The sequence below is a fragment of the Natronorubrum halalkaliphilum genome, from assembly GCF_009834785.1.
In the GTDB taxonomy this organism is placed as follows: Archaea; Halobacteriota; Halobacteria; order Halobacteriales; family Natrialbaceae; genus Natronorubrum; species Natronorubrum halalkaliphilum.
The window spans coordinates 12,948-38,822 of record NZ_WUYX01000045.1 but is presented as its reverse complement, the minus strand read 5'-3'; the positions used below and the strand labels follow the sequence as shown (position 1 = coordinate 38,822).

At 60.3% G+C, this 25,875-nt stretch carries 21 protein-coding genes and 1 pseudogene; 16 read left to right on the top strand and 6 right to left on the bottom strand.

Annotation, left to right across the window (positions count from 1 at the left end; translation table 11 throughout):
• The first annotated feature begins 173 nt into the window (after positions 1 to 173).
• The 4 genes from GS429_RS14885 (at position 174) to GS429_RS14865 (ending at position 7,139) form a co-directional block, all read left to right on the top strand.
• Positions 174 to 827: a hypothetical protein gene (locus GS429_RS14885; RefSeq protein WP_160066148.1), complete on the top strand. Its 654-nt coding sequence runs from the start codon at positions 174 to 176 to the stop codon at positions 825 to 827.
• 178 nt (positions 828 to 1,005) lie between these two features.
• A complete protein-coding gene (locus GS429_RS14880; protein WP_160066147.1) occupies positions 1,006 to 3,846 on the top strand; it encodes a DEAD/DEAH box helicase in 2,841 nt (946 codons plus the stop codon).
• Between the two features lie 390 nt (positions 3,847 to 4,236).
• On the top strand, positions 4,237 to 6,363 hold the full coding sequence (locus GS429_RS14870) for a PAS domain-containing sensor histidine kinase (RefSeq protein ID WP_160066145.1): 2,127 nt from the start codon (positions 4,237 to 4,239) through the stop codon (positions 6,361 to 6,363).
• A 65-nt stretch (positions 6,364 to 6,428) separates the two neighbouring features.
• Positions 6,429 to 7,139: a protein sorting system archaetidylserine decarboxylase gene (locus tag GS429_RS14865; RefSeq protein ID WP_160066144.1), complete on the top strand. Its 711-nt coding sequence runs from the start codon at positions 6,429 to 6,431 to the stop codon at positions 7,137 to 7,139.
• Between the two features lie 303 nt (positions 7,140 to 7,442).
• On the opposite strand, the gene GS429_RS14860 is transcribed toward GS429_RS14865, so the two are convergent.
• Positions 7,443 to 8,453, bottom strand: a complete 1,011-nt coding sequence (locus tag GS429_RS14860; RefSeq protein WP_235920821.1) for a PAS domain S-box protein — start codon at positions 8,451 to 8,453, stop codon at positions 7,443 to 7,445.
• Between the two features lie 961 nt (positions 8,454 to 9,414).
• Here GS429_RS14860 and GS429_RS14855 point away from each other — a divergent pair.
• Positions 9,415 to 10,356: a S8 family peptidase gene (locus GS429_RS14855; protein WP_328821418.1), complete on the top strand. Its 942-nt coding sequence runs from the start codon at positions 9,415 to 9,417 to the stop codon at positions 10,354 to 10,356.
• Between the two features lie 214 nt (positions 10,357 to 10,570).
• Here the strand turns inward: GS429_RS14855 and GS429_RS21920 are convergent, their stop codons facing one another.
• Together GS429_RS21920 and GS429_RS14850 are read right to left on the bottom strand one after the other, a co-directional pair.
• Entirely contained in the window at positions 10,571 to 10,744 is a 174-nt protein-coding gene (locus GS429_RS21920; RefSeq protein WP_201294027.1) for a hypothetical protein, read from the bottom strand.
• 305 nt (positions 10,745 to 11,049) lie between these two features.
• Positions 11,050 to 11,304 carry a hypothetical protein gene (locus GS429_RS14850; RefSeq protein ID WP_160066142.1) on the bottom strand — a complete coding sequence of 85 codons (255 nt, stop codon included), beginning with the start codon at positions 11,302 to 11,304 and terminating at the stop codon, positions 11,050 to 11,052.
• A gap of 147 nt (positions 11,305 to 11,451) precedes the next feature.
• Here GS429_RS14850 and GS429_RS14845 point away from each other — a divergent pair, with 147 nt between their 5' ends.
• From GS429_RS14845 to GS429_RS22695, 3 genes are all read left to right on the top strand, one after another.
• Positions 11,452 to 11,922, top strand: coding sequence for a winged helix-turn-helix domain-containing protein (locus GS429_RS14845; protein WP_160066141.1), 471 nt, complete (start codon positions 11,452 to 11,454; stop codon positions 11,920 to 11,922).
• 5 nt (positions 11,923 to 11,927) lie between these two features.
• A complete protein-coding gene (locus tag GS429_RS14840) occupies positions 11,928 to 12,236 on the top strand; it encodes a hypothetical protein (protein WP_160066140.1) in 309 nt (102 codons plus the stop codon).
• Positions 12,237 to 12,593: 357 nt separating this feature from the next.
• Positions 12,594 to 13,328: an AN1-type zinc finger domain-containing protein gene (locus GS429_RS22695; protein WP_160066139.1), complete on the top strand. Its 735-nt coding sequence runs from the start codon at positions 12,594 to 12,596 to the stop codon at positions 13,326 to 13,328.
• Between the two features lie 154 nt (positions 13,329 to 13,482).
• Here the strand turns inward: GS429_RS22695 and GS429_RS14830 are convergent, their stop codons facing one another.
• Both GS429_RS14830 and GS429_RS14825 read right to left on the bottom strand, forming a co-directional pair.
• Positions 13,483 to 13,746 carry an AN1-type zinc finger protein gene (locus tag GS429_RS14830; protein ID WP_160066138.1) on the bottom strand — a complete coding sequence of 88 codons (264 nt, stop codon included), beginning with the start codon at positions 13,744 to 13,746 and terminating at the stop codon, positions 13,483 to 13,485.
• Positions 13,747 to 13,869: 123 nt separating this feature from the next.
• Positions 13,870 to 14,136 carry a PhiH1 repressor gene (locus GS429_RS14825; protein ID WP_160066137.1) on the bottom strand — a complete coding sequence of 89 codons (267 nt, stop codon included), beginning with the start codon at positions 14,134 to 14,136 and terminating at the stop codon, positions 13,870 to 13,872.
• Positions 14,137 to 14,514: 378 nt separating this feature from the next.
• On the opposite strand from GS429_RS14825, the gene GS429_RS14820 reads away from it, so the two are divergent.
• The 3 genes from GS429_RS14820 to GS429_RS14810 all read left to right on the top strand — a co-directional run bounded on the left by GS429_RS14820 (position 14,515) and on the right by GS429_RS14810 (position 16,332).
• On the top strand, positions 14,515 to 14,760 hold the full coding sequence (locus GS429_RS14820; RefSeq protein ID WP_235920820.1) for a hypothetical protein: 246 nt from the start codon (positions 14,515 to 14,517) through the stop codon (positions 14,758 to 14,760).
• Positions 14,761 to 14,963: 203 nt separating this feature from the next.
• Positions 14,964 to 15,872 carry a DUF8008 family protein gene (locus GS429_RS14815; protein WP_160066136.1) on the top strand — a complete coding sequence of 303 codons (909 nt, stop codon included), beginning with the start codon at positions 14,964 to 14,966 and terminating at the stop codon, positions 15,870 to 15,872.
• A 274-nt stretch (positions 15,873 to 16,146) separates the two neighbouring features.
• Positions 16,147 to 16,332 (top strand): hypothetical protein, encoded by a 186-nt coding sequence (locus GS429_RS14810; protein ID WP_160066135.1) that lies wholly within the window; start codon positions 16,147 to 16,149, stop codon positions 16,330 to 16,332.
• A 12-nt stretch (positions 16,333 to 16,344) separates the two neighbouring features.
• Here the strand turns inward: GS429_RS14810 and GS429_RS14805 are convergent, their stop codons facing one another.
• Positions 16,345 to 17,298 (bottom strand): transcription initiation factor IIB, encoded by a 954-nt coding sequence (locus GS429_RS14805; protein ID WP_160066134.1) that lies wholly within the window; start codon positions 17,296 to 17,298, stop codon positions 16,345 to 16,347.
• A gap of 748 nt (positions 17,299 to 18,046) precedes the next feature.
• Between GS429_RS14805 and GS429_RS14800 the strand changes: the two genes are divergently transcribed.
• The 5 genes and pseudogenes from GS429_RS14800 to GS429_RS14780 form a co-directional block, all read left to right on the top strand.
• Positions 18,047 to 18,643, top strand: coding sequence for a DUF7344 domain-containing protein (locus GS429_RS14800; protein WP_160066133.1), 597 nt, complete (start codon positions 18,047 to 18,049; stop codon positions 18,641 to 18,643).
• A gap of 1,304 nt (positions 18,644 to 19,947) precedes the next feature.
• Entirely contained in the window at positions 19,948 to 21,081 is a 1,134-nt protein-coding gene (locus GS429_RS14795) for a Gfo/Idh/MocA family protein (RefSeq protein ID WP_160066132.1), read from the top strand.
• 42 nt (positions 21,082 to 21,123) lie between these two features.
• Positions 21,124 to 22,584: a flippase gene (locus GS429_RS14790; RefSeq protein ID WP_160066131.1), complete on the top strand. Its 1,461-nt coding sequence runs from the start codon at positions 21,124 to 21,126 to the stop codon at positions 22,582 to 22,584.
• A 272-nt stretch (positions 22,585 to 22,856) separates the two neighbouring features.
• Positions 22,857 to 25,061 (top strand): right-handed parallel beta-helix repeat-containing protein, encoded by a 2,205-nt coding sequence (locus tag GS429_RS14785; protein ID WP_160066130.1) that lies wholly within the window; start codon positions 22,857 to 22,859, stop codon positions 25,059 to 25,061.
• A 498-nt stretch (positions 25,062 to 25,559) separates the two neighbouring features.
• Positions 25,560 to 25,875 (top strand): annotated as a pseudogene (locus GS429_RS14780) (IS5/IS1182 family transposase); the annotation flags it as partial.

Here is a 25,875-nt window from a genome sequence, read left to right as displayed (position 1 = left end):
TACCTCGGAGTAGAAGGCCGCTATCTGCAGTAGGCGGTGGTTTCAGAGTTCGGCGCAACGTTCACGAGCCCCTAGACTCTCTCCGGAGTATCGGGTCGGCCGGGCAGCGACACCGGACACTGCCGGCTTGAGCATCCCGAACCCACTTGCCGGCTGATACCGTACGGGGCGTGATGCGACTTCGAACGTCCGACCGGAGCCAGGCGAAATCAGCGTCCGAACCGGAGACCACGGCCGCTTCGTCGCCCCGTGGCCTCACGAGACACCTGCTTACCGCGGTCGCCGTGTTCGTGGTTGCCTACATCGTGTCGCGAGCGCTGGACTCGAGGGACGAGTCTGCGCCCGCGTCTTCCGGCCAGTCCGCACCCGGGATTCGGGACCGAGCGCTGGCCGCGCTCCCCGTCGATCCGTCGCAATCCGTCGCGGAGATACGGGAGCGAGCCGACGGTGCGGTTCCGGACGACGTCGCGAAAATTCCCATCGGGGAGCCCGGAGATGACCCTGTATCGGCTGAGACCGACGACGAGGGCGGCGCCGATGCGGGGTCGCCCACCGACGCGGCTGCGGATGACGTCGACGACGCTGAGTCGTCTCCCAGCGAGGCCGACGGTATCGACGAGACGGATACGAACGCCGACTACACCGAGGACCGTTCGGACGAAGAAATCGCCGAGCGTGCCGAATCGGATACCCAGACCGAACCAGCGGAGCCGGGCGAGATGACCGTCGACGAGGAGGTGGCGGAGACTCTCGTCGAGGACGAGGTCGATGTGGACTCCGAACGGGAGTCCGACGACAAGGACGCGGGCGAGGACGCCGAGGAATGACCGGTTACGGTCGACCCGCTCGAGTCGCTCGACTCGTTCGATTCGTTCGATCGGTTCAGTCCGCTCGATCCGTTCGATCGGTTCAGTCCGCTCGATCCGTTCGATCGTTCGATCCACTCGAGGCGGGCGAGCCCGGAGAACGTGGCCCTTATCCGCCGGTCGCCCCTAGCGCGTATCGATGACAGACGGGGACGTTGCGGCGTTTACGCGCCTCGGATCGACGGTTCGCGGGGCGCTCTCCGAGCGAGGATTCTCGACGCCGACGGCACCGCAGCGACTGGCGATTCCGCCGCTGTCGGCCGGCCGACACACGCTCGTGATCGCGCCCACCGGAAGCGGCAAGACCGAGACGGCGATGTTGCCGGTGTTCGACCATCTTGTCGCAGACGATGGGCCGCCGGAGGGTTTCGGCGCGCTCTACGTCACTCCGCTGCGGGCGCTCAACCGCGACATGCGCGAACGCCTCGAGTGGTGGGGCGAGTACTTAGATCTCGCAGTCGATGTCCGCCACGGCGACACCACCCAGTACCAGCGCGGCAAGCAGGCCGAGAACCCGCCGGACGTACTGGTCACGACGCCGGAGACGCTGCAGGCGATGCTCACGGGTGAGCGGCTGCGAGAGGCGCTTTCGGACGTCTCCCACGTCGTGATCGACGAGGTCCACGAACTCGCGGCCTCCAAGCGCGGCGCTCAGTTGGCGATCGGCCTCGAGCGTCTGCACGACCTCGCGGGAGATATGCAACGGATCGGACTCTCCGCTACCGTGGGCGACCCGGGCGAGGTCGGGCAGTTTCTGACCGGTGGCCGCCCCTGTGAGATCCGGGAGATCGACGTCGGCAGCAACGTCGACGTGACCGTTCGACGGCCCGAGATCACCGCGGAAGACGAACAGCTTTCGGGCGAGTTGATGACCGAAGCGGACACGGCCAGTCACGTTCGGTTGATTCGCGATCTGGTAGCGGAGCACGAGTCGACGCTGATATTTGTTAACACGCGACAGACTGCCGAGGCGCTGGGCTCGCGATTCACCGAACTCGAGCTCCCGATCGGGGTCCACCACGGCTCGCTCTCGAAGGAGGCGCGGATCGACGTCGAGGATCGGTTCAAGGCCGGCGACCTAGACGGCCTGCTCTGTACGTCCTCGATGGAACTCGGGATCGACGTCGGCCGGGTCGATCACGTGGTCCAGTACAAGAGCCCGCGACAGGTCACCCGGCTGCTCCAGCGGATCGGCCGCGCGGGCCACCGCCAGGACGAGGTCTCGAGCGGCACCATCGTGACCACCCGGCCCGACGACACGTTCGAGGCGGTGGCGATCGCGCGTCGCGCCCGCGACGGCGAGGTCGAACCGGCGGCGATCCACGAGGGCAGCCTCGACGTGGTCGCGAACCAGATTCCGGCGTTCGTCCAGAGCCGGGGTTCGACGCACCTCCGCGAGGCCTACGAGACCGTCACGCGCGCGTACCCGTTCCGCGACGTTCCCGAGGAGACGTTTCGCGAGATCGTCTCGGAACTCCACCGCAACCGAATCGTCTGGTTCGACGAGGGGGAAGACCGCCTCGAGACGACCGGCGGCACCTGGCAGTACGTCTACTCGAACCTCTCGATGATCCCCGACGAGGAGACCTACGAAGTCCACGACATCGCCTCGAGCACCCAGATCGGGACCTTGGACGAGCGGTTCGTGGTCAACTTCGCCCAGCCCGGCGAGGTGTTCATCCAGCGCGGGGAGATGTGGCGCATCGCGGAGATCGACGACGAGGAGGGCCGCGTAAAGGTGAGTCCGATCGAGGACCCCGCGGGCGAGGTGCCCTCCTGGATCGGCCAGGAGATTCCCGTGCCCGCGGCGGTGGCGGGCGAAGTCGGCGAGATCCGCGGCGTCGCCGAACCGCAGCTGTCGGCCGGCGCGGACGCCGGGGCCGTGAGCCGCGAGCTCGCCCATCGCTACCCGGCCGACGAGTACACGCTCACCGAAGCGTGCAGCCAACTCGAGCGCCAGATCGAAGCCGAGGCTCCGATGCCGACGGCGGACCGACTTGTCCTCGAGCGGCAGGGGCGGACGCTCGTCTTGAACGCGCCGTTCGGGCACACGGCGAACGAGACGTTGGGGCGTGTGCTTTCGGCGCTTTTGGGCCAGCAGGCCGGCTCCTCGGTGGGTCTCGAGACGGACCCCTACCGGATCGAACTCGAGGTCCCGAACTCGGTCGCGACCAGCGATGTCGTGGGGGTGCTCGAGGAGACCGATCCCGGCCACGTCGAGGCCATCGTCGAACTCGGACTCAAGAACTCGGACGCGCTCGCGTTCCGACTCGCGCAGGTCTCGGCGAAGTTCGGCGCGCTCAAGCGCTGGCAGAACAGCGGTTCGGGACGCATCTCGAACGAGCGCCTGCTGGCGGCCCTCGAGGACACCCCGATGTACCAGGAGTCGATCCGCGAGGTGTTCCACGAGGATCTGGACGTCGAGCGAGCGAGCGCGATCCTCGAGGGGATCCAGTCGGGCGAGATCGAGCTGGTGGCCCACCGCGGTCGGACGCCGGTCGGCCAGGGCGGCCGTTCGTCGGGCGGGAAGGAGTTACTGGCTCCCGAGAACGCGGACGCGAGCGTTATCAACACGGTTCGGGAGCGACTGCAGGACGACCGGATCATCCTGCTCTGTACGCACTGCAAGGAGTGGAAGGTGAAGACGAAGGTCAAGCGGGTTCGGGACCAGCCCGAGTGTCCCGAGTGCGGCTCGACTCGGATCGCGTCGCTGAACCCGTGGGCCGACGAGGTCGTGCAGGCGGTCCGCGCCCAGGAGAAAGACGAGGAGCAGGCGGAGATGACCGAGCGGGCGTTCCGCGCGGCCAGTCTGGTCCAGAGCCACGGCAAGCAGGCCGTGATCGCGATGGCGGCCCGCGGCGTCGGCCCGCACAACGCCGCCCGAATCATCAACAAGCTCCGGGAGGACGAAGACGAGTTCTACCGGGACATCCTCTCGAAGGAACGGGAGTACGCACGGACGCAGTCGTTCTGGGACTGAGACGGTTTACTGTAGTCAATGACCGCCGATCACCGACCCCGTCCCTGGTGATCGGCGGTACATAGTTACAGTAATCCGTATAAGACGGACTGCTGTCCGTCGCTGTGTGTCACTCGAGTCGTCTTCGCGGTCCGGTCTATAGTAGCAACTGGAACTGTTCACACACCGATCGCACGACAGCTGTGCGACCGGGTGTACACTGACTTCCGGTGGCACCTATGTCGGCACAGCGGCCCCCGTGAGACGGGAGCTCGAATCCGACCGGACAGCGGCTGTACGACCGCGGGGCAGCGAATCGGTAGCGTACGGTCCACGGCGCCGGCAGTATCCGTGGGGTACACTGCACCAGCGTCCCAAGCTCTTATAATTATCACTAGCCAATCGCGTCCAATGGAATCCGGTCCGCCGTCTTCGTCGTCCGCGGAAAATCCGGACCGTTACGACGCCTCGAGCGCCCACGCCCACGCCCACGGGCTCGGGTCGCTTCTCGCAGCTGCGGACATCGCCAGCTTCCACGTTCGACCGGACGGCACGATCACCGACGTCAACGACGCGTTCACGGTCCTGACCGGGTACAACCGCTCGGAGCTGCTCGGCGCGCCGTTTTCGACGGTCGTCGTCGACGGCGAGCCGTCCCTGGGGTCGCTCGTCGGTATCGACGGCGCTGGTGGCGGCGAAGACGACGCCGAAGGCGGCGAGAACGAAGCCGGTGAGGCCTCTGAGACCGATGCCGACGCCGAGGCTGATGGATTCGAAACCGGCCCGATCTCCACCACGCTCTCGATTCGAACGAAAGCGGACACGCGACTCACCGCCGACCTCCACCTCGAGCGAATCGAGACCGAGGGGGGCGAGACGCGAATCGGCGGGATCGTCGACCGCCAACCGTCCGCCGCGGAGTCCGTCTCCGACTCCGATCTCACCTACGGCCGAACGTTTCAGGCGCTCGCCGACGCGCTTCCGGACGGCATCATCGTGCTCGATACGAACAGCGACGTCCAGTACGCCAACCCCGCGGTCGAACGCATCCTCGGCTACTCGCCCGACGAACTCGTCGGCTCGAGCAAAGTCAACATCATCCCGCCGCGGCTCCGACAGGCACACCTCGACGCCTTGCAGCGATACCTCGAGACCGGCGAGCGAAACCTGAACTGGACCTACGTCGAACTCCCGGGCCAGCACGAGGCGGGCCACGAGGTTCCCCTCGGCGTGTCGCTCAACGACTTCTTCTACGACGGCGACCGCTACTTCGTCGGCCTCTTCCGGGATATCTCGCCGCGAAAGGAGGCCGAGCAGACGCTGACGACCAAAGTCGCCCAACTCGAGTCGGTCTCGTACCTCGGCCGCCACGCCCTCGAGGACGCCGATATCGACGAACTGCTCGAGAAGGCGACCGAACTGGTCGTGGCGGCACTCGACGCCGAATACGCGGCCGTCTTCGAACACGAAGCGAACGAGGTGACGTCCCCGGACGCGGAGACGCTTCGACTCCGGGCCGGTACCGGTTTCGACCCCGGCGACGAGACGACCGCGCCCGTGGCAGATTCGATCGCCGCGGCCGCACTGGCGGACGACGACGTCGTCGTGATCGAGGACCTCGCCTCCGACGACCGGTTTGACGGCCCGTCGTTGGTCGACGACCCCGACGTTCGGAGCGGGATCACCGTCACCGTCGGCTCGGCGACCGATCCCTGGGGCGTCCTCGACGTCTACGACACCGAACAGCGGGAGTTCGCCGATCACGACGTGGACTTCATCGAAAGCGTCGCGACGATCATCGCGAACGCGATCGAGCGCGACCGCTACGAGCGACGGCTCAACGAAACGGTCGACGAACTCGAGGCGTCGAACGAACGGTTAGAGCAGTTCGCCTACGCGGCCTCTCACGACCTCCAGGAGCCGCTGCGGATGATCTCGAGTTACCTCCAGTTGCTCGAGGGGCGGTACGCCGACGAACTCGATTCCGACGGCGAGGAGTTCATCGAGTTCGCCGTCGACGGCGCCGAACGGATGCGCGAGATGATCGAGGGATTACTCGAGTACTCCCGGATCGACACGCAGGGCGACCCCTTCGAACCCGTCGATCTCGACGCGGTGCTCGAGGACGTCCTGACGGATCTGCAGGTGATGATCGAGCAGTCCGACGCCGAAATCACGGCGGAGCCGTTGCCCGAACTGGCGGGCGACCCCAGCCAGCTTCGACAACTGTTCCAGAACCTGCTGTCGAACGCGATCGAGTACAGCGGGGACGAGCCGCCCCGCGTATACGTCGCGGTCGAGCGCACCGACGGGATGTGGACGTTCTCGGTCCGCGACGAGGGGATCGGGATCGATTCGGAGGAGCCGAGCAGGGTCTTCGAGGTCTTCCAGCGGCTCCACGCGCGTGAGAAGTACGACGGGACGGGGATCGGGCTGGCGCTCTGCCAGCGGATCGTCGAACGCCACGGCGGCGAGATCTGGGTCGAGAGCGAGCCGGGGGAGGGGACGACGTTTACCTTTACGCTGCCCCGGCGGTAGGTCGGTGCTGTGGCGTCTCCGCGGCCATCGTAACGGCCATAGGAATCGACCGCGTGGACTAGGGCATGAACTTCGCGCCGGGGGCCTGGAAGTACGCCATGCTCCCGCTGCTCGCCGCGCCGTTCGCGTTCGTGTTCAGCGTGACGGCGAGTCTCATCGCCGTCGCACTCGGTGCCGGAACGCTTGCGTTTTTTCGCGATCCGGATCGAACCCCGCCGCCGACGGGCGTTGTCTCGCCGGCCGACGGGAACGTTTCCGTCCTCCGGGAGGAAGGCGACCGGGTCCGACTGGGCGTCTTCATGAACGTCTGGCACGTCCACGTCGTCCGCGCGCCGTTTTCCGGCTCCGTGACCGACGTCGAACACGTCTCCGGGGCGAATAGACCGGCGTTCTCGAAGGACTCCGATCGAAACGAACGGGTCCACGTTCGGTGCGTGACCGACTCGTCGAACCTGCCGGCGTCCGACGGGGCCGTCTCTCCCGGCCGCGACGGCGACGGGGAGCCGCTCCACTCGAAACCCGACGATCCGCCCAGTGACGCCGAGGTCACGCTGATCGCCGGCGCGTTCGCCCGCCGGATCCACCCCTACGCCGAACCGGGTGACGACCTCGAGCGCGGCGACCGGATCGGCCACATCGCCTTCGGAAGCCGGGTCGATCTGCTGTTTCCGCCCGCGGTGGACCTCGAGGACGTTTCGGTGGAGATCGGGGACTCGATGACGGCCGGCGAGACGGTCGTGCTCGAGGCCCCGGCGGGTGCGGAGTTAGAGCTCTGAGGGTGTCGTGGACTGACGGGGACTCGAGGCGGGGCTGGCAACGCGGCATCATATAGTCCGGCAGACGTATTTTCTCGTTCAGAATACGGTGGTAGTGCTTTAGGCCCTGCCATTACCAATTACTGCATACAATACGGGCTGGCAAATGGATGAAGCGACCCAAGAAGACGTCGAGGAAGCCATTCGAGAGCGCGAAGAGGAGACTGAAGACGAGGAGTCGGATGATATCCTTATCGCTGACGAGTAAGCTCTCTTCTCGAGAGCGTTTGTCCAATACGTTCCGGACTCTCTAGTTACTGCGTTTCATCTGCGGAGAGGCTGGCAGTCGGAAGTGATATCCGAACAACATTTCCTCGAGGATCGTTCTCTTCGAAGGAGAGTTCGCCCCCCCAGAGAATCAACGCACCATTTTATCACCCAAAGACCGACACCAGAGCCGTGATACGTATTGTTTGCCTTCGTCTCATCGTCTAACACGTCGACCTCGATCTCTGGAATCGGGGGCCCGTTATCTTCGATTTGGACCACTCCTTGGTTGTTCTCCGGGTCGTCACTGACAATCAGGGTGACTTCTGGCGTCTCCTGATCGTTATGCTCAATTGCGTTTTCGATGGCATTGTCGATCGAGTACTGAAGCCCCTTATCAGCGATCACCCAGACATCAGAGGGTGCGTCAACTGTCACCTCAACTTCCGAGTACTCGCTCCGGAACTTCGTGGCACGAGTTTGGACGACGGCGCGCAGGTTAGTCGGTTCACGCTGTGTCGCATCAGGTTTGACGATTTTTTCGATGTGATTAAGCGAGTCGCTTAGCGTTCCGACCTCGGTAGCGATATCTAAGATCGTTTCAATTTCTTCCTCGATTTCGTCGTTTTCGATTGCGGTTCTAACCCGATCCGCATACCCGACGAGAAGGTTCATGTCGTTCCGAAGATTGTGGCGAATGACCCGATTCAGGAGGTGAAGCAACTGTTCACGTACTCGATATTCGGTGATATCAGTTATTTCCCCGACCACGCAGACGCTTCCATCGATCGTCGTCCGACTCAAATGGGTGGTGACCCATCGAAATTCTCCGTTTGCCCGTTCGATCTGTAACTCGAACGATCGCGGTTCGCCATCAGCAGTAGCCTGAATTTGGTGGCGAATCTCCTCCTCACCCATCCTTGTTGAGCCGGCTGTGAACTCCTCGAACGTCATCGTTTGGAGTTCCTCTTTGGAGTACCCGTACAGTTGCTCTATACGATCATTCATATCGAGAATATTACCTGTTTCGGGATCATATAACGTCACTCCAATATTTAGGTTATCCATCACAGGAGCTAAACTCTGATTTTTACCCCTCACTATCGTTCACACTCTATGAAAGAGTATACGCTAAATAGCCTTTCCCCAATCTGGTTTGGAAATCTTACCATTAGAAGATCGTACACTGCAGTGGTATCTTTGCAGGAAAGATATGATAATATACATATTTCTTCCTTATCAGTTGTCGTTACTGATCCAGTTGGATTTGCTACAGTCCAAAATTAACCTATGACTGTGGTCCAGGGGCAGGTGCAAAATCGTCGACGAGGAGATCGAGTGCTTGATCTATTTCGTTAATCTGATCGGTTTGAGACTGCACCTCGGACGCAATCGCTTCGGTCTCGTCAGCGATCGTCTCTGCACTGGCGACAGTCTGGTCGACCATGCTTGCGACCTCTTCCGTGCTCGAGGCTCTGGTGAGTACGGAGTTCAATCGTTGAGCTGTGTCGATGGAGAATTGACAAGTTGGGTTTTGGGTGGGTCCCGAGGTAGGCGGGCAACATGCTGTCTCATGCCGCACTCCTTGATAAGAATCTGAACAGATTTTATTCCGATTATATGACGAAAATGAACTGCAGTATAATATATTATAATTCTGCCTTTGAAATCTCATAATGATATTCACGGTAAATTACTTGTACTTCGCTGGAAGCTATATGTTTGCATGCCACAATATAAGCAGACACGTAGGACCGTTCTGAAAGGCGTTACAGCTACAGGACTGACGATGGGGATGATCGGTACAGGCAGTGCTCAGCCGTCGACTAGATATATTGTCACTGGTGGATCGAGTAACGGAATCGAAGACGCTGGTTTCTCCGTCGTCCGTGAACTTGCCGAGGGGTCGGTTTCGATCGTCTCTGGGCCAAAAGATGCCGAGAGCGAATTAGACTCGGTAGCAGGCGTAAGGGGTGTTACGGAGAACTTCGAGGTCGAGCAGGCCGAACCGGTCGATGAGAGTGATCCAGTGACCACGGAGGACGCAGCATTCACCGATCTACAGTGGGACAAGGAGATCACGGACACGTTCGAGGCCCACGAGCACGCGACCGGTGAGGGAACGCGTATTGTTATCGCCGACACCGGCGTCGACGGGACACATCCGGATCTGGCAGACAACTTCAACGAAGAGCTGAGCGTCTCGATCGTCGATGGCGGCGAAATAGATGAACACGTCGGAGACATCGGCGATCACGGCACACACGTTGCCGGCATCGCAGGAGCGAGCGGCGCAGAGGGCGTCACCGGAACCGCACCCGACGCCGAGCTCGTCTCCGTTCGGGTGCTCGGGCCCGACAGTAGTTCGTTCGCGGACATCCTTGTGGGCGCGGAATACTCCGCCGAGATCAGCGCTGACGTAGCGAACTACAGTCTCGGTGCCGGACCGTACCCACCACAGGCAAACCCCGATGGAGTTCGAGTCGCGGTCCAGCAAGTCATGCAAAACGTCGCCCGTCGTGGGACGGTTTCGACTGTGTCCTCCGGAAACGCTGAGACAGACCTCCAGCGAGGGGGTCTGTTTTACCTCCCCGGTACCGTTCAGGGCGTGATGACCGTTTCCGCTAGTGGCCCGGACGACGGATTGTCGTTCTATTCGAATTACGGAACGAGCGAGATCGAGGTCGGTGCTCCTGGTGGTGCACGCGAAACCCTCGAGGAGACTGTCATCCCTGACGATCTCGTTTTCTCGACCGAGCCGGATGGGACCTACGGCTGGAAAGCCGGTACCTCGATGGCGGCCCCGCAGGTAGCGGGACTCGTCGGCCTCGTTCGCGAACTCGACCCGAATGCGAGTGCTAATCAGGTCGAAAACGCCATCGCTTACGGTGCGGAACTCGCCAATGGCCGTAGCAGTCCGGAGTTCGGAGCAGGCCGTATTAATGCGCTGAATACAGTCGATCGGATCTGAAGTCTTGTGTTCGGATTGAGTCAGAAAGAGATAGTATCTCAATTGACTCGATACTCATTTTTGGTGTGACTTCTGCCGGTTGTACGTCAGCAAATGCGTTTTCCCGAATATGTACACGAGTGCCGAGATCTCGTGTGTACCAGTATGAATACTGACGGCAGTAGTCTCAATCGTGTCTGCTCCGTTCAGTACAGGTGATGTATTGACCGTTATTCTACGCAGTCTGTTTGTATCCGTCAGCAAACATCAGTACGGCAAAGACTGCTATTGCGATGAATAGTATTAGTCCCCCGCCGTAGTCAGTTCCGAAGACACGCCAAACGATAAACCCTGTAAGAGCCGAAATCAGGCCCATCGCAAAGAGCCGTTTGTCGGAGGGGGTGTCCATATACTACTGTTAGTCTAACTGAATATATGCCTTGTCCAATTCATCCAATTCGTTCAGTTCGCATATAGAATTATCACGTTATTCGGATGGTTGCTATCTGAATAGAATCGTGAAACGCCAGGCGTTACATCACTGCTGGCGGCTACATGCCTCAATCAGCACTCTCCTGGGCTCTGGTGAATCGCCAGACAGCGTCGAGTTAATCCGTTACAACTATTCACACACTGGTCGAACGGCCGTCGTGCGATTGGGTGTCCCGACTTGCAGTCCCTGTTATAGCCGCTCGGAGTTGTTCGCCGCGACGGCTACGCATACCAGTCGTTTTGCTCATTGAGTTCGTCGATGTAATCCTGTGGTTTCGCACGCGTCGCGAGTTGGATCCGCGTTTGCTGCCGATTTGTGTATTCGACGGCATCGCTTTCGTCAACGATTTCGGCGATTAACTCGTCGGACTCCTCGTCATCGTACGCGTCTGAGAAGGTCTCGAGATTGTCGATCGCGACAGAATACGGACTCCAGTGGGAGCGCTTGTATAGCTCGAGGACGATATCGAGCTTCATCGCAGCGCGATGTGAATCTGACTCCCAGTCCACAGGAGATAGATTCGGTGCTATTCACGTTAGTGTTTGGAAACGCCATTTCACAGACAACGGAACTCGTCCCATCTGTGAAATAGATTTATGTGGAATCGGCTCTTTAATAGAGATATGAGCCCTGGATACGAGTCGGAAGCGAACGGTGCGTACAGCGAGAGTTCGCCGTTCGTCCATCTGTTTGCAACGCCGAGCCGGGCGAAACTGCTGGATTTGTTCCTCCGGAAGCACTACGAGGAGGTGACTGCATCGGACGTCGAGACGCTGACCGGCGTGTCTCGATCATCGTTCCATCGGAATATCGGCGCGCTCGAGGCGCTGGGGATCATCGAACAGACTGGTACCACGGGGAACTCCAAGACGTACCGGCTGAACAAGGAGAGCGAACTCGCGAAGACGCTGGCGAGTGCGCACGCCGATATTCTCGATCACGCAACCAAGGTACTGGACGACTCCAGCAGTCGGATCAACGCTGAGATTGCAGCATCGATCGAGGCGTCGATCGAACGGGATCGGCGGGATTACCCTGGAAACGCCGATACGGACGACATGCGGGAACAGGTTGTAAAGGCAATTACCGGGTGAGTTAGATGAGTGACCCCGAAATCGATCCCGTCGGCCAGCGAGTATTCTTCGAACACGTCGAAACCGGCGAGACCATCACGAAACTGGAACAGGCCACCGGCGTCAGTCTGCCGGCAGTCGGCGACGAAATAACGCTCTCGGATGTCGAGTTTGGGGAGACGGACACGCTCGCAACGACCCTTCAGGAGGCTGATCGGACGTATCTCGTTCGAGATATCGATCGGCAATTTTCTCGAGCGACGCATACAGCGCCAGACCCGCCGACAGTGTATCAGTTTTCGATCGTTACGGTGTCTGTAGAACCGGTTGACTGAAGCGGCCGCTGACGGACACTTGCTCTTGCTCTCACTCGAGCGGGTTTGTTTTTGAGATCGTGACTCAGCACGGCCTGACGATCGCTGAAGCGATTCAGCAACTTGACGAATGGTGTCGTATTCACTGTTGGGACGAAGACTGGGGCTACGGCCACGGTCACAAACTAACCGCCCCGTCTCTGCACTGTCTCCAAGGGGACTGAGCCAAAAAATTACAGCTCCCCACCTCTACCTCCGCGCAGATTTTTCCAGTTGAAGCACACGAAACGGAGTTTGTATGTGACGGGTTTTGCGTCCCCATCTCCTATCATACATTAAGGGAAACCAATATATCCTGTAAATTACATTGTGGTGATAATGTCGGAGTGTAGTATCGACGGATGCGGCCACGAGGGTGCGGCCTCGACATGGTTTCGATGCTCATATTGTGGGCGCCAGCACTGTTCCGGTCATCGTTTGCCCGAGCGCCATGATTGTACCGCGCTCGCTCACGCTCAAACTCTTGGACCAGAGTTGCGTGAGTATGTTGAAGACTCTGGTGTCCTAGGCAATACAGAATCCAGCCCCAACACCAGTGAGAACGAGCCAGTCAAACAAGTTCAGCCTGAAGAGAACGATTTCGGGGAGCCATCATCAGACACCACCGACCGAGTCACTACGTCTACTACTGAGTCTGTGGCTGGGTCTACACGTCAATCTTTACGCAAACAGACGTGTGAGGACTGCGGCAGTGAAATCGCCACAGATCGCGACCAATGTCCGATCTGCGAACAACTTGAGGATGATGGAATCGAGAAAACCACGTGCGAAGATTGCTCGTCTATGATTCTAGCAGACAAAACTCGGTGCGTGCACTGCCGTCGCCAACACCAATTAATCGATTCACGGAGTCCTGACGTATCTCCGACGGGAGAACTTGTATACGACGGCGATAATGAGGATGGAACAGAGCGGGATTCGGACGGCAGCAAGTCAGTGTGGAGTCTCATGCCTAATGTGGACTTGCGGTTGTGGTATGTCCGTATCAGACCACTGTTGCGTGTGTTGATTGTGTTCTTACTGTTTGCGATTGCGATCATGATGTTCTTGTGATTCTCTACCGCACAGACGTTCCCGCATCGAAGATTATTATCTGTAGCTAGCACACACTGAGCGAATTACCTAACTCGTGTCAGACACAATGTGACGACTCATACGGATTGCTGTAACTATTTACTGCCGAGGGCGTCTGATAAGACGCGCAACCTCATAACAGCAGCAAAACTGTTAGAAATCCCATAAGAATAGCAGCGACCGCAATCCATATTCGTTTGTCCCTTAACTTTGACATAGAACTCGAGGGAACAGTCTGATACTCTCGTCTGAGTTCAGGACCAAGCGTATTTGTTTCAGCGATGTTAGGACAATTATGGTTCTCGGGCAACTTGTGTTTCTTACAGTGGACTCGCCCACAGTAATTGCACGTATAGGGCATATTGGAATCTTCTCCGCAAACATTACACTCTGCCATAGATGTTTGTTATTCAGGAATCATTATAATACATAACTTCTGCTACTTTTACGACGTGTCTTCAGTACGACTACTGCAACCTGTCACCGGCTACTGGTATTCCAATCACTGCTTGGTGGATCATTATGAGGTCTCGGCAGTAGCCTCGAGTTCGTTCGCATCGAGTTCCTCGTCAAGATAGGCTTCTCCCTCGTCAGTAATCCCGTAGAGCCCTCGTGAAATTCGATCGACAAGTCCGTACTCTGCGAGTATTGGACAGCGGTTTCGGGCGTAGCTAGAAGTCGGTCCACCGAGATCCTCGACAGCAGTGGGCGTTAAATTGCCGTACTCGCGTATCAACTCGAGTATTCTGTCATCTGCAGAAACCATCCACTCCGCATTTTGACGCATCTTATTCGTGGGGTTGAAACCAATGATAATATAAATATTGGTTCTGCATTCCACTGGTCTATCAGAATACAACATCCTCATTTCAATATTCTGTAACTGATCAGTAGTCAGAAAATTATATTAATGGCCTGTGAGAAGTAGTTGTTGACCTGTCCCTTCCGGACTGAAAGGTCCGGCGTGTAAGGGCACGCCGGGGGTCGGGTCAACCTCCCTATGAGGATTTCCGACCATGCGAAATGAACGCTCGAGGGGTCAAAGAGATTGCCCCATAGACGACGGCATAGCTGGCCGTTCGGACGGCCACGAACAAAGGTACCCGTACGCACGCGCGATCGATGACTCATTCTCCACCGACCCCGCAGACGGCGAGGTGACGCCATGAGCGACGACCCCACCTCCAACCGACGCGATCGCTCCCGGCGGCTGACCGCCCGGCAGTATCGCAGCCACCTCGAGGTCCTCGACACGCACGCGGCGCGGCTGCTCAAGTCAGTTCCGGACGAACTCGACGAGGAGACCCGACGGGAGACGACGCGTCGCCTGCGGGAGATCCGCGCCCAGATCAATCCGCTCCAGATCGCGCTTCGAACCCACATCGACGGAGACGACTCGCGGTCGGAGTGATGTCACGGATCGTCCTTCGAGTGACGTCACGACTCGAGCGAGCACCGTCTCCTACCATCACCTCCCGAGCGGCCGCCAAACGCCCCTCTGAGAGCGCGCCGGTTCGACACCCCGAGCTCACACGCACGCGCATAACACAAATCGCTCACTCGAGGAACCGAGACGCCCCGCTTCGAAACACCCCGAACCCACACACCCCACAAATGGCATCTTCACCGGAACCCGAAACGGACGAATCGACATCTGACCAGCCGAACGAGTTCGAACAGCTCCGCGAGCGCCTCGAGTCCCTCGAGGCCGCCCTCGAGCGCAAGGACGAGCGTATCGACCAACTCGAGCGAGACCGCGATCGGCTCGCCGAAACGGTCGATCGACTCGAGGATCGGACCGACGCCCTCGAGAATCGTGCCGCCGACTGCGAGGCCGCGGCCGAACGCCTCGAGAGCCTGGCCGAAGCCGCGTGTAACAAGGCTACCGCGAACAAGGAGCGCGTCACGGAGCTCCAGTCGCGCGAACTCGAAAAAGGTGCCCACCTTCGAACGGACACGATCGACGAACACGCGGTCACCGTCGCCGACGGCCGACTCGAGCGGATCGAGAAGGATGACGGCCACGCCTACTACCGCCTCCCGGAGCACGCCGATCCCCTGGATCACGGCGACGTCTCGCTCGCCTACGGCGACCTGCTCCCGATCCAGCAACTCGCGCGGATGGACGAGGATCGACGCCGCGCCGCGGCGAACGCCCTCCCCACCAGACTGGCCGCGAAACTCTGGCAGGCCCGCACCGACTCGAGGTTCGGCGACAACCCGTGGGAGCAGGGCTGCAAGGACGTCGACGAGTACGTCAAAGCCGGCGACCTCAGACACTGGATCCGTCGCCGGGAGCCCGGCATCAGCGAGAGCTACGCGAAGAAGCTGGTCTCGCGAACGATCGACGCCCTGCTGGACCTGTCGAAAAACCGGCTTGCGGTACGGCGACGAACCGAACGCAAAAACGGCCTCGAGTACACCGAACGACGGGTAATCCTCCCGACGGCGGCGGCGATTCCCGGCAGGACCCGCGAGGACGGTGACTCGAGGGCTCCGGAGACAGCTGACGTCCGCGGGTAGGACTGTCGACGCAGTCACTCCCGCCCTCGAGAGAGCCACCCCTCTCACCGATCACGCTCCACTCTGACCGCGTGCGGCTGTGTGCTCCCGTGGTTAGCTGTCCGTCCGTCACTCGAGCGGTCGTCGGCGGTCGATATCGGAGACGCCGAGACGGTGTCGTCCGGAGACGACAGCTGTCCACGGGCTCCGCGCCGTTCGGTGCCGACGCTCGGCTCGCTCGCCGAACCTCCACCCACCGCCCAGTTATATTTGTCTGGCGAGCGTCGGACCAGGTATGTACCGTGCCCTTCTGCCGGAAGGCCAGATCGACTGTGAGCGGTATGACCACACCGACAACGGCGTCGAACTCTACGATGAGAACGACGAGTTCATCGCGTTCATTCCGTACGCGAACCTGCACGCGCTGGCGGACGGAGACCTCTATACGGAGTCCGGAGACGAGGAACGCTCGATCATGTAACTGTACTCGTACTCAGGTCGCCGGCTGCTGATCGATCGCCTCGAGTTGCTCCCGGTACCGATTTCGCACCGTGACGACGGTCGTCTGTGCGGTGTCGGCGACCGCTCGCTGCGGGATCGTCTCGTCACAGAGGAGTCCGGCGGCGTAGATCGCCGCCGCCGCAAAGCCCGTCGGGGACTTCCCCGAGTGAAGCCCCTGCTCGGTCGTGCGATCGATGATCTCGATGGCCTTCGTCTCGACGTCCTTGCCGACGTCGAGTTCCGAACAGAACCGCGGGACGAACTGGCGGGGGTTCGTCGGCTCGAGATTGATGCCGAGTTCGTCGGCGATGTAGCGATAGGTCCGGCCGATCTCGCGTTGATCGACCCGTGAAACCGAGGTTACTTCCTCGAGGCTGCGCGGAATATCCTCCTTTCGACACGCGGTGTAGAGGGCGCTGGTCGCGACGCCTTCGATCGAGCGGCCGCGAATGAGATCTTGATCGAGCGCCTGTCGGTAAATAACGCTTGCCGTCTCTTTGACGGGCTTGGGAACGCCGAGTGCGCTGACCATGCGGTCGATCTCCGAGAGCGCGTACTTGAGATTGCGTTCGCCCGCGTTTTTCGTGCGAATTCGTTCCTGCCAGACGCGGAGTCGGTGGAGCTGGCCGTGTTTGTCGGCCGACATCGAGTGACCGTTGGCGTCTTTGTTGCGCCAGTCGATCGTCGTTGTCAGCCCCCGGTCGTGCATCGACTGTGTGAGCGGCGCGCCGACTCGAGAGAGTTCGTCGTGTTCCTGCGCGTTGAACGCTCGCCATTCCGGGCCGTAATCGATCGGATCTTCAGTAAGGACGAGCCCACACTCCTGACAGACTCGTTCCCCGCGGTCCGGATCGTGGACGATCGTGTCGGTTTCGCAGTCCGGACACAGACCGGTCTCAGCCTCCTGTGATTCGCTTCTGGTGTGATCGATGATGGACTGCGTCATCAGTAGTGGAGGAACCCCTGCCGGCACTGTAAGGGGTTAACATGGTTTCGCGAGAAACCCCGACTTACTACCGGCGTTATCGACCGGCGAAAAGAGACGGAAAGCGGGGCGGTAGGTCGGCGTCGCGTTCGATCGAGACGCTCGACTGAACCCGTCTAATACGGGTGCACAGTGGCTGTCTACAGCCGGCGTTCGCAGGTGTGTATTTCACCCTTCTGTGGGTAATGTGAACGCTGGACACGAACCGTTTCCGTCATTTCCCAACGCGAGTGATGTAAAGCACGTGTTCATCGCGTAAATTCGTCTTTCGGCTGCGAACCGTCGTTCGACTTTATGTCGTTGGTCCCAGATGTTCCGTCTCAGTGCTGTGTCGAAAACCTGCGTTCCACCCCCTGTCCGAGACCGTTCGTCGCTCCCCTCCCGCACGTACGCGACCAATACACCCGAACAATCGTTCGATACCGGACGGCGTCGTCCCGTGGGATGATGAGTGAGTACCCCGCCGAATCGACCCCCCGTCAGCGGTCCCGAGAAGTCGATCCGTACCCGCTTTGCAGCCGGTGCGAAACGTGGCCGTCCTTAAGAGTGTCAGTATTGGTGTACAACTTGGTGTGTCAATCGTGACTGCGACTTGCCGTTCGAGAGTACAGCGGGTGCCGTCGTCCCGACAGTATGGCGGATGTTTCGCGTTCCGTAACGGGGATCAATCGCATCGAAAAGGAACCGTCGGGTCCGGAGGCGGAGTATAATGTCATCAATCGATACGTCGCTTCCCGACGAAATCGCATCGGTCGCCGACTCCGACGAGGAGCAGCGGCTCTCGAAGGACGTCATTTTCGAACTGCTGAAGAACCGTCGGCGGCGGGAAGTCCTCGCGTACTTGCTCGAAGCCGACGAAACGGTCACGCTCGGTGAACTCGCCGAGCAGATCGCCGCTTGGGAGAACGACACGGAAGTCAGCGCGCTCAGCTCGGACCAGCGAAAGCGCGTTTACGTCGCTCTCTACCAGACCCACCTCCCGAAGATGGACGACGCCGGGATCGTCGAATACGATCAGGATCGGGGGCTGATCTCGCTCGCGGACAACGCCGACCTGCTGATGATGTATCTCGATACGGATACGCATCGACAGGACCGGTGGGACAAGTGGTACGCCACGCTGAGCGTCGTGGGCGCCGCGCTGGTCACCGGGGCGTTTCTCGGCGTCCCGCCGCTGTCAGCGATCCCGACGCTCGGCCTCGCCGGTATCGTCGTCGTCGCGTTTTTCCTCCTTTCGGTCGCCCACGTCGTGACGAACCGCGAACGCGAACAGGACGTCGATGGTAAACTATCACGCATCGAGTAATCGTTCTGGGGGGAGGGGAACGGGAACTGGAACGGAACCGAAACCGAAACCGACTATTCCGCGGTCGAATGCGCTCTCAGGCGCGGATCGAATCCCGCGCCGACCGTAGCTGTTGGGATTCGCCGACCCCGTCGGTGGATCCGACACACTAACTGCCAGCCGACGGTATCGCGCGTTTTCCTCCGACCGTCGACCGCTTCGCGCAAAAACGATTCCTGAGAGACGTCTCCCGCAGCTGACCGACAGCAGCTACAGTCGCCATCGATCGCCGGTCCGTACTCGACGAAGCTGTGCGAACAGTGTCGACAGTTCCGGTTGTGACTATCTAGTACCCTCCCGCGAATCGACTGAGCAGTGAAATCGTCAGCTACCGCATGACTTCCCCCGTCAGTTCAGGTTCGGGAGGCCACAACCGACGAACGAATTCGGCCGAACACCTCGTCTGCCGGAGCCGCTTCGCTCTCGGACCGACCGCCGTCGATATTCGCGACCCCGACGCCCGCCGGCTCCGACTCGAGCACGGCGATCGTCGACCCTGCTGTTCCGTGCGCGGAATCACGACGCTTCGCGGATGAAATCGCTCCACATCTCGCGCGGAATCACGACAATACCGCAGACGGGATCGACTCGCGGCGGCCGGGATCGTTGTCTCTAATCATCCAGTGCGTGGACAAGAAGGACTTTTATCCACCCCGGTCGTACCACCGACTGGCTCCCGACGACCGTCATCCAGTACCGGAGCAGTTCGCGTGCCAGCATCTGTTCCCGTTTCAGGCGCGGGAGCCACCTTTACTACCGAAATCTCCCTCGAGAGCCGCAACTGCGGGTCCCGTCTCGCATTCCGTGCACGCGTCCCTGCCGACTCTGCCCACGATCCACGCGTACGGTCTCCAGAAAGCAGAATTCCGTCCAGCCCACCCACCCGGGAGGAACTCGAGGGTGGGTAGGGGGCTCATTCCAACCCGATACGTTCGAAGGCACCGGTGTGAAGCGTCGGCCGCACTTTCCCCGTTCGATACGGTCCCGCGTATCGCGCGAACGGAGTGTCACAATCATTCGTTTCCCGTCCCGATCCCGGGGGGCGAGACGCTGGAACGGTACCCGTGTCGACTCCTGGGCCGCGTCCGGTCCACAGACCCGCTTTTTCGGACGCCTTCGGTCGAACGCTCCTCGCCGCTTCCGGTCGGATCTGACGACTGTCATCGCGTATAATGAGTCGATAACTCGAGTCGCTTTCCCGTCCCCGTCATCGATCCAATCGTAATCGGATCAAAACTAAACACAGTTGAGCTGATTGATCGGTCATGGTTGTTCAAACCGCAGTCGTCGGCGCCGGAACGGTTTCGCGCGCTCATCTCGGAGGCGTACGGAAGAATCCGGACATGGAACTCGTGGCGGTCTGTGATCTCGACGAGGAACTGGCGAGAGAGCGCGCTCGAGAGTTCGGGACGATGGCCGTGACCGACTACACGGAACTGCTCGATTCGCTCGACTGTCTGCACATCTGCACGCCGGTCCAGACGCACTTCGACATCGCGAAGACGGCGATCGAAGCGGGCGTCGCCGTCGTGATCGAGAAGCCGTCGACCGTCACCGTCGAAGAGATCGAACGGATCGACGAACTATCTCAGGAACACGACGTCCCCGCCACGGTTATCCACAACCACTTGTTCTACCCCGCGGTTCGGAAGGTCCGCGGGATGATCGACCGCGGCGAACTGGGCCAGATCAAATCGGTCAACACGCTCTATGCGGGCCTCACGCCGCCGGACCAGGTCAACCGCGGGTCCTGGGTGTTCGACCTGCCGGGCGGCGAGTTCGAAGAGGGGCTTCCACACCCGATCTACTCGATTCTGGGCATCGGCGGGCTTCCGGCGAGCGATGCGGATATCTCCGCCCAGACGACCCTCTCGCGCGAGTACGACGACGAGTTCAGCTACGACCAGGCGCAGGTGCAGTACGTCTCGGAGAACGGGACGCTCTGTAACGTGACCATGCTCTCGGAGACGCTCCCGCAGCGACTCCACGTGATCACGGGCTCCGAGCAGTCGGTCGTGCTGGACGAAATTAACCAGTCGGTGTATCGGATCGACGAGGACTACACCGCTTCCGTCATCGCTCGCACGAAGAAGGGCTTCGACCTCTCGACGGCCCAGTTCACGAGCACGCTCGAGAACGTGAAATCGGTCGCCACCTCGAAGTTCGACGATAGCTGGGAAACCGAGGCAAAGCAAAACTCCCACTGTGCGATCTTCGACCAGTTCGTCGATGCGATCGAGTCGGACGGCGACGTTCCCGTCTCGCTCGAGCAGTCGCGGTGGACGATCCGCATTCTCGAACACATCCGTGAATCCGCACAGCGTCGCGTCGAGGCGGAGCTGGAGGCGGACGCCGACGTCGATCTGGACGAAGAAGACATCATCCCGGTCGAATCGTAAGTCGGCGACGAGTCGCTTCAGCACTCGGTCCATTTCCTATCAATGTCCTTGTCCAGAATCGTTCGCGGTGTCAAAGCGACGTTCGGAGCCGAAATTCTTCGTCTCGTCGCGCAGGCGGGAATCATTCTCTTGCTGACTCGGGTGTTCTTGAGCCCGTCCGAGTACGGCCTGATCTTTCTCGCGATCTCGATCTTTTCGCTGACGACGCTGGTCGCGACGCTCGGGATCCCGAAATCCACGGCGAAGTTTCTCACCGAGTATCGGAGCAAAGACGAGAGCCAGATTCGGTACATTCTCCGCTCCTCGATCGCGTTCAACGCGGTCACGGTCGGAATCGTCTGCGTGGCGTTCTACGTCCTTGCAGATACGATCGCGGCTGTCTACGATGAGCCCGCCCTCGAGCCGCTCCTGGCGCTCGGGGTCGCGTACATCATTATTAAGGTCGCACACGGCTACCTGCTGATCGCCTTCCAGGGATTCGGCAAGGTGCCGCTGACCGCGGCGACCAGCACCGTCTCGAGCGTCGGCCATCTCGGATTCATTACGCTCTTTCTCGCCTTCGGATTCGGCACGGTCGGCGCGTTGGCCGGCTACGTCGCCGGCTACGCTATCGCGGTCGGCGTCGGCGGGCTCCTCCTGTACCGGATCGTCTCGACGTATCCGCGCACCGACTCACCCGAGTCGGGGCTTCGACGGCGGATCTTCGAGTACAGTATCCCCCTGACCGCATCGCAGGCGGGCAATCTCCTGTACAAACGCGTCGATACCCTCATGGTCGGGTTCTTCCTGACGCCGCTCGCGGTCGGGCTCTACGAACTCGCAAAACAGGTTTCGACGTTCGTCATCGCCCCGGCGGACTCGCTCGGCTTTACCGTCGCGCCCATGTTCGGCGAAGACAAGTCGGCGAACCAGCTCGATCACGCGGCTCGCGTGTACGAACAGTCGTTGAAGTACGTTCTGCTGCTCTACATTCCGGCGGTCGCCGGCCTCGTGTTGCTCGCCGATCCGGCGATACGGTTCATTTTCGGCGCCGAGTACGCGGACGCCGCGCTCGTGTTGCAGATCTTCAGCGTGTTCGTGCTGTTCCAGGCGATCGATAAGATCACGAACGACAGCCTCGACTATCTCGGCCGAGCGACGGAACGAGCGATCGGAAAAGGCGTCACGGGGACGCTCAACTTCGGTCTGAACCTCGCGCTTATTCCGACGATCGGCGTCGAGGGGGCCGCGCTCTCGACGTCGCTCTGTTTCGGGTTGATGGTCCTCTACAACATCTATCTCATGGACCGTGAGGTCTCCCTCGATTGGGGCCGGATCGCCAAATTCAGTACGGGCGCGATCGCGATCACGACGGTCATGGTCGCTATCGTTTCCGTGCTCGAGCCGTACGTCGACGGTATCGTGAGCCTGTTTGCCGTCGTCGCCGCCGGCGTGCTGGTCTGGGCGCTTACCTCGGTGGTCAGCGGGTTCGTCGATCCCCAGGAGGTCAGAGCGCACATCTGACCGGTCCCGTTTTCCACACCCCTCTCGGAACGCCGTGAATGACTTCCCGGCTGTTTATTCGCACTTTCGGACAGAACAATTTTCCGTACGAATCAGAATGGTAACTGGGTAATAGCCTGTTACCCCGCCGCCCGCTATCGTTTTTCGAACATCCAGCATTTCGATAGAATATTGAATTCTTATATAAATACTCGCGATAAAACCACAGTCAGGAAATTTTATAGAAAGATATAGAGAAAGTTTATGGTTCCTGTATCAGATAGTCCGATTGCATGGCACGCGACAAACCCGAACTGGATGACAACGATCCCGGCACCTCCGGGCCTGAGAACGTCGAATCGAGCAGTAATGACTCATTACTCGGCCGCCGATCGTACCTGAAGTTGGCCGGCACCGCGACCGCGGCCAGCGCGGCGCTGGTGGCGGGCAGTGCGAGTACGGCAGCCGGCAGCGATTACGAAGTTATCGAAGCGGACAACACGCTTTACCGTCTCGACGAGGGCGAGACGTTCGAAAACAAAATTATCGATTACTCGAACGGGAACTATTTCACGCTTCTTGCAAACGAGGTAAGCAACTGGCAGATCCGAAACGTCGCTTTCGTCGGCCAGCACGCACACGACCAGCACACGATCGTCGTTCGAAACGACGGCGGGCCGGGACTGATCGAAAACGTCTACATGGCCGATGGCTGTACCCGACCGTCGTCGTACTCGAGTCACGGGCAGTGTGGTATCTTCGTGCACCGACAACACGAGGGTCACGTCACGATCCGCCACTGCAATATTCAGGATTGGCCGAACAACGGCATTTACGCTAACCCGCCGTACTACGAGAACGGTGGCTCGGTTCGGATCGAAGAGTGTCTCTCCGCCAACAACTACGTGTCGAACTTCCGGATCGGCAGCTCCGGCTCCGAAGTCGTCGACTCGGTCGCCTACAACGACTCGAGTGGACAGTTCAGAGGCCGCTGTCTCTGGGCGTGGGGTGCCGATATCGAGGCTCGCGGCTGCGCGTTTGACTCCGGCAGCTATCCGAACGCAATCCACGTCCGCGACAGTACGCAGCTGACCGTCCAAGACACCGTCCACGACGGCTACAACTACGGCGGCTCCGGCAACGGAAACGTCATCGAGCGCGGCTCGACGAGTTCCTCCGGCGGCGCCGACCTGACGCCACCGGACGGCGTCCCGATGACGCCCGAAGAGGCCGTTACGGGAGAGTCGAGCGACGGCTCGTTCGGCGGCGGCAGCCGTTCGCGGGGCGACTACGAGGATCTGCAACACACCTACGAGTTCGACGCCGACGGCGAGGACGAGCCGACGGACTACTACTTCGAGATCGAAGACGGTCCGATCGAGCCGTCGACGTACAACGGCGCAACGGTCGAGGAGGACTTCATGTGGGTCAGCGACGACGGCACCCGCGCCGCGGGCCGCGTCGTCGACGGCCGACACGCCTGGGAGTTCGACACGCCGCTGGTCGACGTCACCGTCGAGGGATCGGCCGATCCGATCGTCGACGACAACCCGTCCCATCTCAGCCGCTATCCGCTCTCCGGTGCGAGCGGTGACGACTGGAAGGGCAACATGCCGTGGCACACGGACTTCCCGGATCTGCAACACACCTACGAGTTCGACGCCGAAGGCGAGGACGAGCCGACGGACTACTACTTCGAGGTCGAAGATGGTCCGATCGAGCCGTCGACGTACAACGACGCGACGATCGAACCGGAGTACATGTGGGTCAGCGACGACGGCACCCGCGCCGCGGGCCGCGTCGTCGACGGCCGACACGCCTGGGAGTTCGACACGCCGCTAGTCGACGTCACCGTCGAGGGTTCGGCCGAGCCGTTCGTCGACGACAACCCGTCGCATCTCAGCCGCTATCCGCTCTCCGGCGCGAACGGCGACGCCTGGAAAGGCGACATGCCGTGGCACGGCGAGGAGTACGAGCACACGATCCTGATCGACGGCGTCGGAACGACGGGGAAGAGCAACTACGAATTCTCCGTGACCGGCGATATCGAATCGTCGACGGACCACGGTGCGTCAATCAACGACGACACCGCAATTGACGGCGGGCACGTAACCGGCTCCGTCAGGGGCTGGCGCGACGCCTTCGTCTTCAACGGCGACCTCGATACGCTCACCGTCGACGGCGAGGCACGCGTGCTGGTCGACGGCGAAGCGGTCGATACGGACGACTACGCCGACGAACTCGAGCGCGTGTTGACCGTCGTCGGAAACGGTTCACCGGCTTCGTACGAGGTCGACGTCAGCGGCGGGATCAAGAAACTCGCCTGGGACGACTTCGGCGACCAAACGAACGTGGTGTCGACCGGAACGGTCGAGGGCTCGATCGAGAGCGGCGTCCAGCGATTCCGCTTCTCCGGATCGGTTACCGACCTGACGTTCACCGAGGGCTCGGCCCACGTCTACGCCGACCAAGACCGAATCCAACCGGACGACTTCTAACGAAGAACGGCGCGCGCTCTCCGCATCATCGTGTGTGGGGTCCGTCACGCTCGAGCGATATTCGACTCGAGTTCGCGTTTCGGAGCCGGAGTACCTTTGTTTGCCCGCCGACGGGAGCCCTGTAGCGACGAAGAGAGACATCTCGTGACGCTCGTCCGATCGAGTCGGAGCCGTAGTCGACATCGAAGACCGGGCTGCCGTCCCCTGAATCAGGACCGGTCTCGATTTCGACCCTCGTCTTGGGTTCGGTGATTCAGTCACGCAGTCCGTCTCCGCCGGTTGACCTCGGACCGTCTGCTATTTGGTCTCTTTTTACGTTTCACCGTGTTCGTCTCGGCGTTCTCGCGAGCGTCCTCGAGAGCACCGATCGTTTGGTCGGTACCCTTGTCGTGACTGCTGTCAACCCGGTTGGACCCCTCGCCGATTCTGCCGTGAATAGCGATCTAGTCAGCTGATACCACGGGCTAGAAGGACGAAATCGAGGAAATCGAACTTGGTATGGAGATCGATATCCTCGAGTTCGTTGAGCAGTGTCGAGACCTAGCCAAACAAGCGTTAGGGAAACACGCGGACGAGCCCTCCAACGGCGGGTTCACCGCTGGGTGCACGTTGTTCTGCATTATTCGTATACTACCGTCAGCGATCCGGAAATAGCCTCCAGACGTTGAAAAGTGATGATACTGACTGATGTAGAGAACCTTATAGCCCTTTCCGTACATATCTTAACCTAGTGGAAACACGATATGAAGGCGGGGCCGCAGGTCGTCCGCGTTCCAGCGGACGACCTGCTTTCCGTGGCCGCTAACAAAACCTT

Excerpts from the sequence above, each read along its gene's own strand:
- GS429_RS14795 (WP_160066132.1), top strand. The coding sequence starts at position 19,948 with ATGGTTGTTCAAACCGCAGTCGTCGGCGCCGGAACGGTTTCGCGCGCT.
- GS429_RS14815 (WP_160066136.1), top strand. The coding sequence starts at position 14,964 with ATGGCATCTTCACCGGAACCCGAAACGGACGAATCGACATCTGACCAG.
- GS429_RS14785 (WP_160066130.1), top strand. The coding sequence starts at position 22,857 with ATGGCACGCGACAAACCCGAACTGGATGACAACGATCCCGGCACCTCC.
- GS429_RS21920 (WP_201294027.1), bottom strand. The coding sequence starts at position 10,744 with ATGGACACCCCCTCCGACAAACGGCTCTTTGCGATGGGCCTGATTTCG.
- GS429_RS14845 (WP_160066141.1), top strand. The coding sequence starts at position 11,452 with ATGAGCCCTGGATACGAGTCGGAAGCGAACGGTGCGTACAGCGAGAGT.
- GS429_RS14790 (WP_160066131.1), top strand. The coding sequence starts at position 21,124 with ATGTCCTTGTCCAGAATCGTTCGCGGTGTCAAAGCGACGTTCGGAGCC.
- GS429_RS14825 (WP_160066137.1), bottom strand. The coding sequence starts at position 14,136 with ATGCGTCAAAATGCGGAGTGGATGGTTTCTGCAGATGACAGAATACTC.
- GS429_RS14850 (WP_160066142.1), bottom strand. The coding sequence starts at position 11,304 with ATGAAGCTCGATATCGTCCTCGAGCTATACAAGCGCTCCCACTGGAGT.
- GS429_RS22695 (WP_160066139.1), top strand. The coding sequence starts at position 12,594 with ATGTCGGAGTGTAGTATCGACGGATGCGGCCACGAGGGTGCGGCCTCG.
- GS429_RS14800 (WP_160066133.1), top strand. The coding sequence starts at position 18,047 with ATGTCATCAATCGATACGTCGCTTCCCGACGAAATCGCATCGGTCGCC.
- GS429_RS14830 (WP_160066138.1), bottom strand. The coding sequence starts at position 13,746 with ATGGCAGAGTGTAATGTTTGCGGAGAAGATTCCAATATGCCCTATACG.
- GS429_RS14810 (WP_160066135.1), top strand. The coding sequence starts at position 16,147 with ATGTACCGTGCCCTTCTGCCGGAAGGCCAGATCGACTGTGAGCGGTAT.
- GS429_RS14865 (WP_160066144.1), top strand. The coding sequence starts at position 6,429 with ATGAACTTCGCGCCGGGGGCCTGGAAGTACGCCATGCTCCCGCTGCTC.
- GS429_RS14840 (WP_160066140.1), top strand. The coding sequence starts at position 11,928 with ATGAGTGACCCCGAAATCGATCCCGTCGGCCAGCGAGTATTCTTCGAA.
- GS429_RS14820 (WP_235920820.1), top strand. The coding sequence starts at position 14,515 with ATGAGCGACGACCCCACCTCCAACCGACGCGATCGCTCCCGGCGGCTG.
- GS429_RS14880 (WP_160066147.1), top strand. The coding sequence starts at position 1,006 with ATGACAGACGGGGACGTTGCGGCGTTTACGCGCCTCGGATCGACGGTT.
- GS429_RS14870 (WP_160066145.1), top strand. The coding sequence starts at position 4,237 with ATGGAATCCGGTCCGCCGTCTTCGTCGTCCGCGGAAAATCCGGACCGT.
- GS429_RS14805 (WP_160066134.1), bottom strand. The coding sequence starts at position 17,298 with ATGACGCAGTCCATCATCGATCACACCAGAAGCGAATCACAGGAGGCT.
- GS429_RS14860 (WP_235920821.1), bottom strand. The coding sequence starts at position 8,453 with ATGGATAACCTAAATATTGGAGTGACGTTATATGATCCCGAAACAGGT.
- GS429_RS14885 (WP_160066148.1), top strand. The coding sequence starts at position 174 with ATGCGACTTCGAACGTCCGACCGGAGCCAGGCGAAATCAGCGTCCGAA.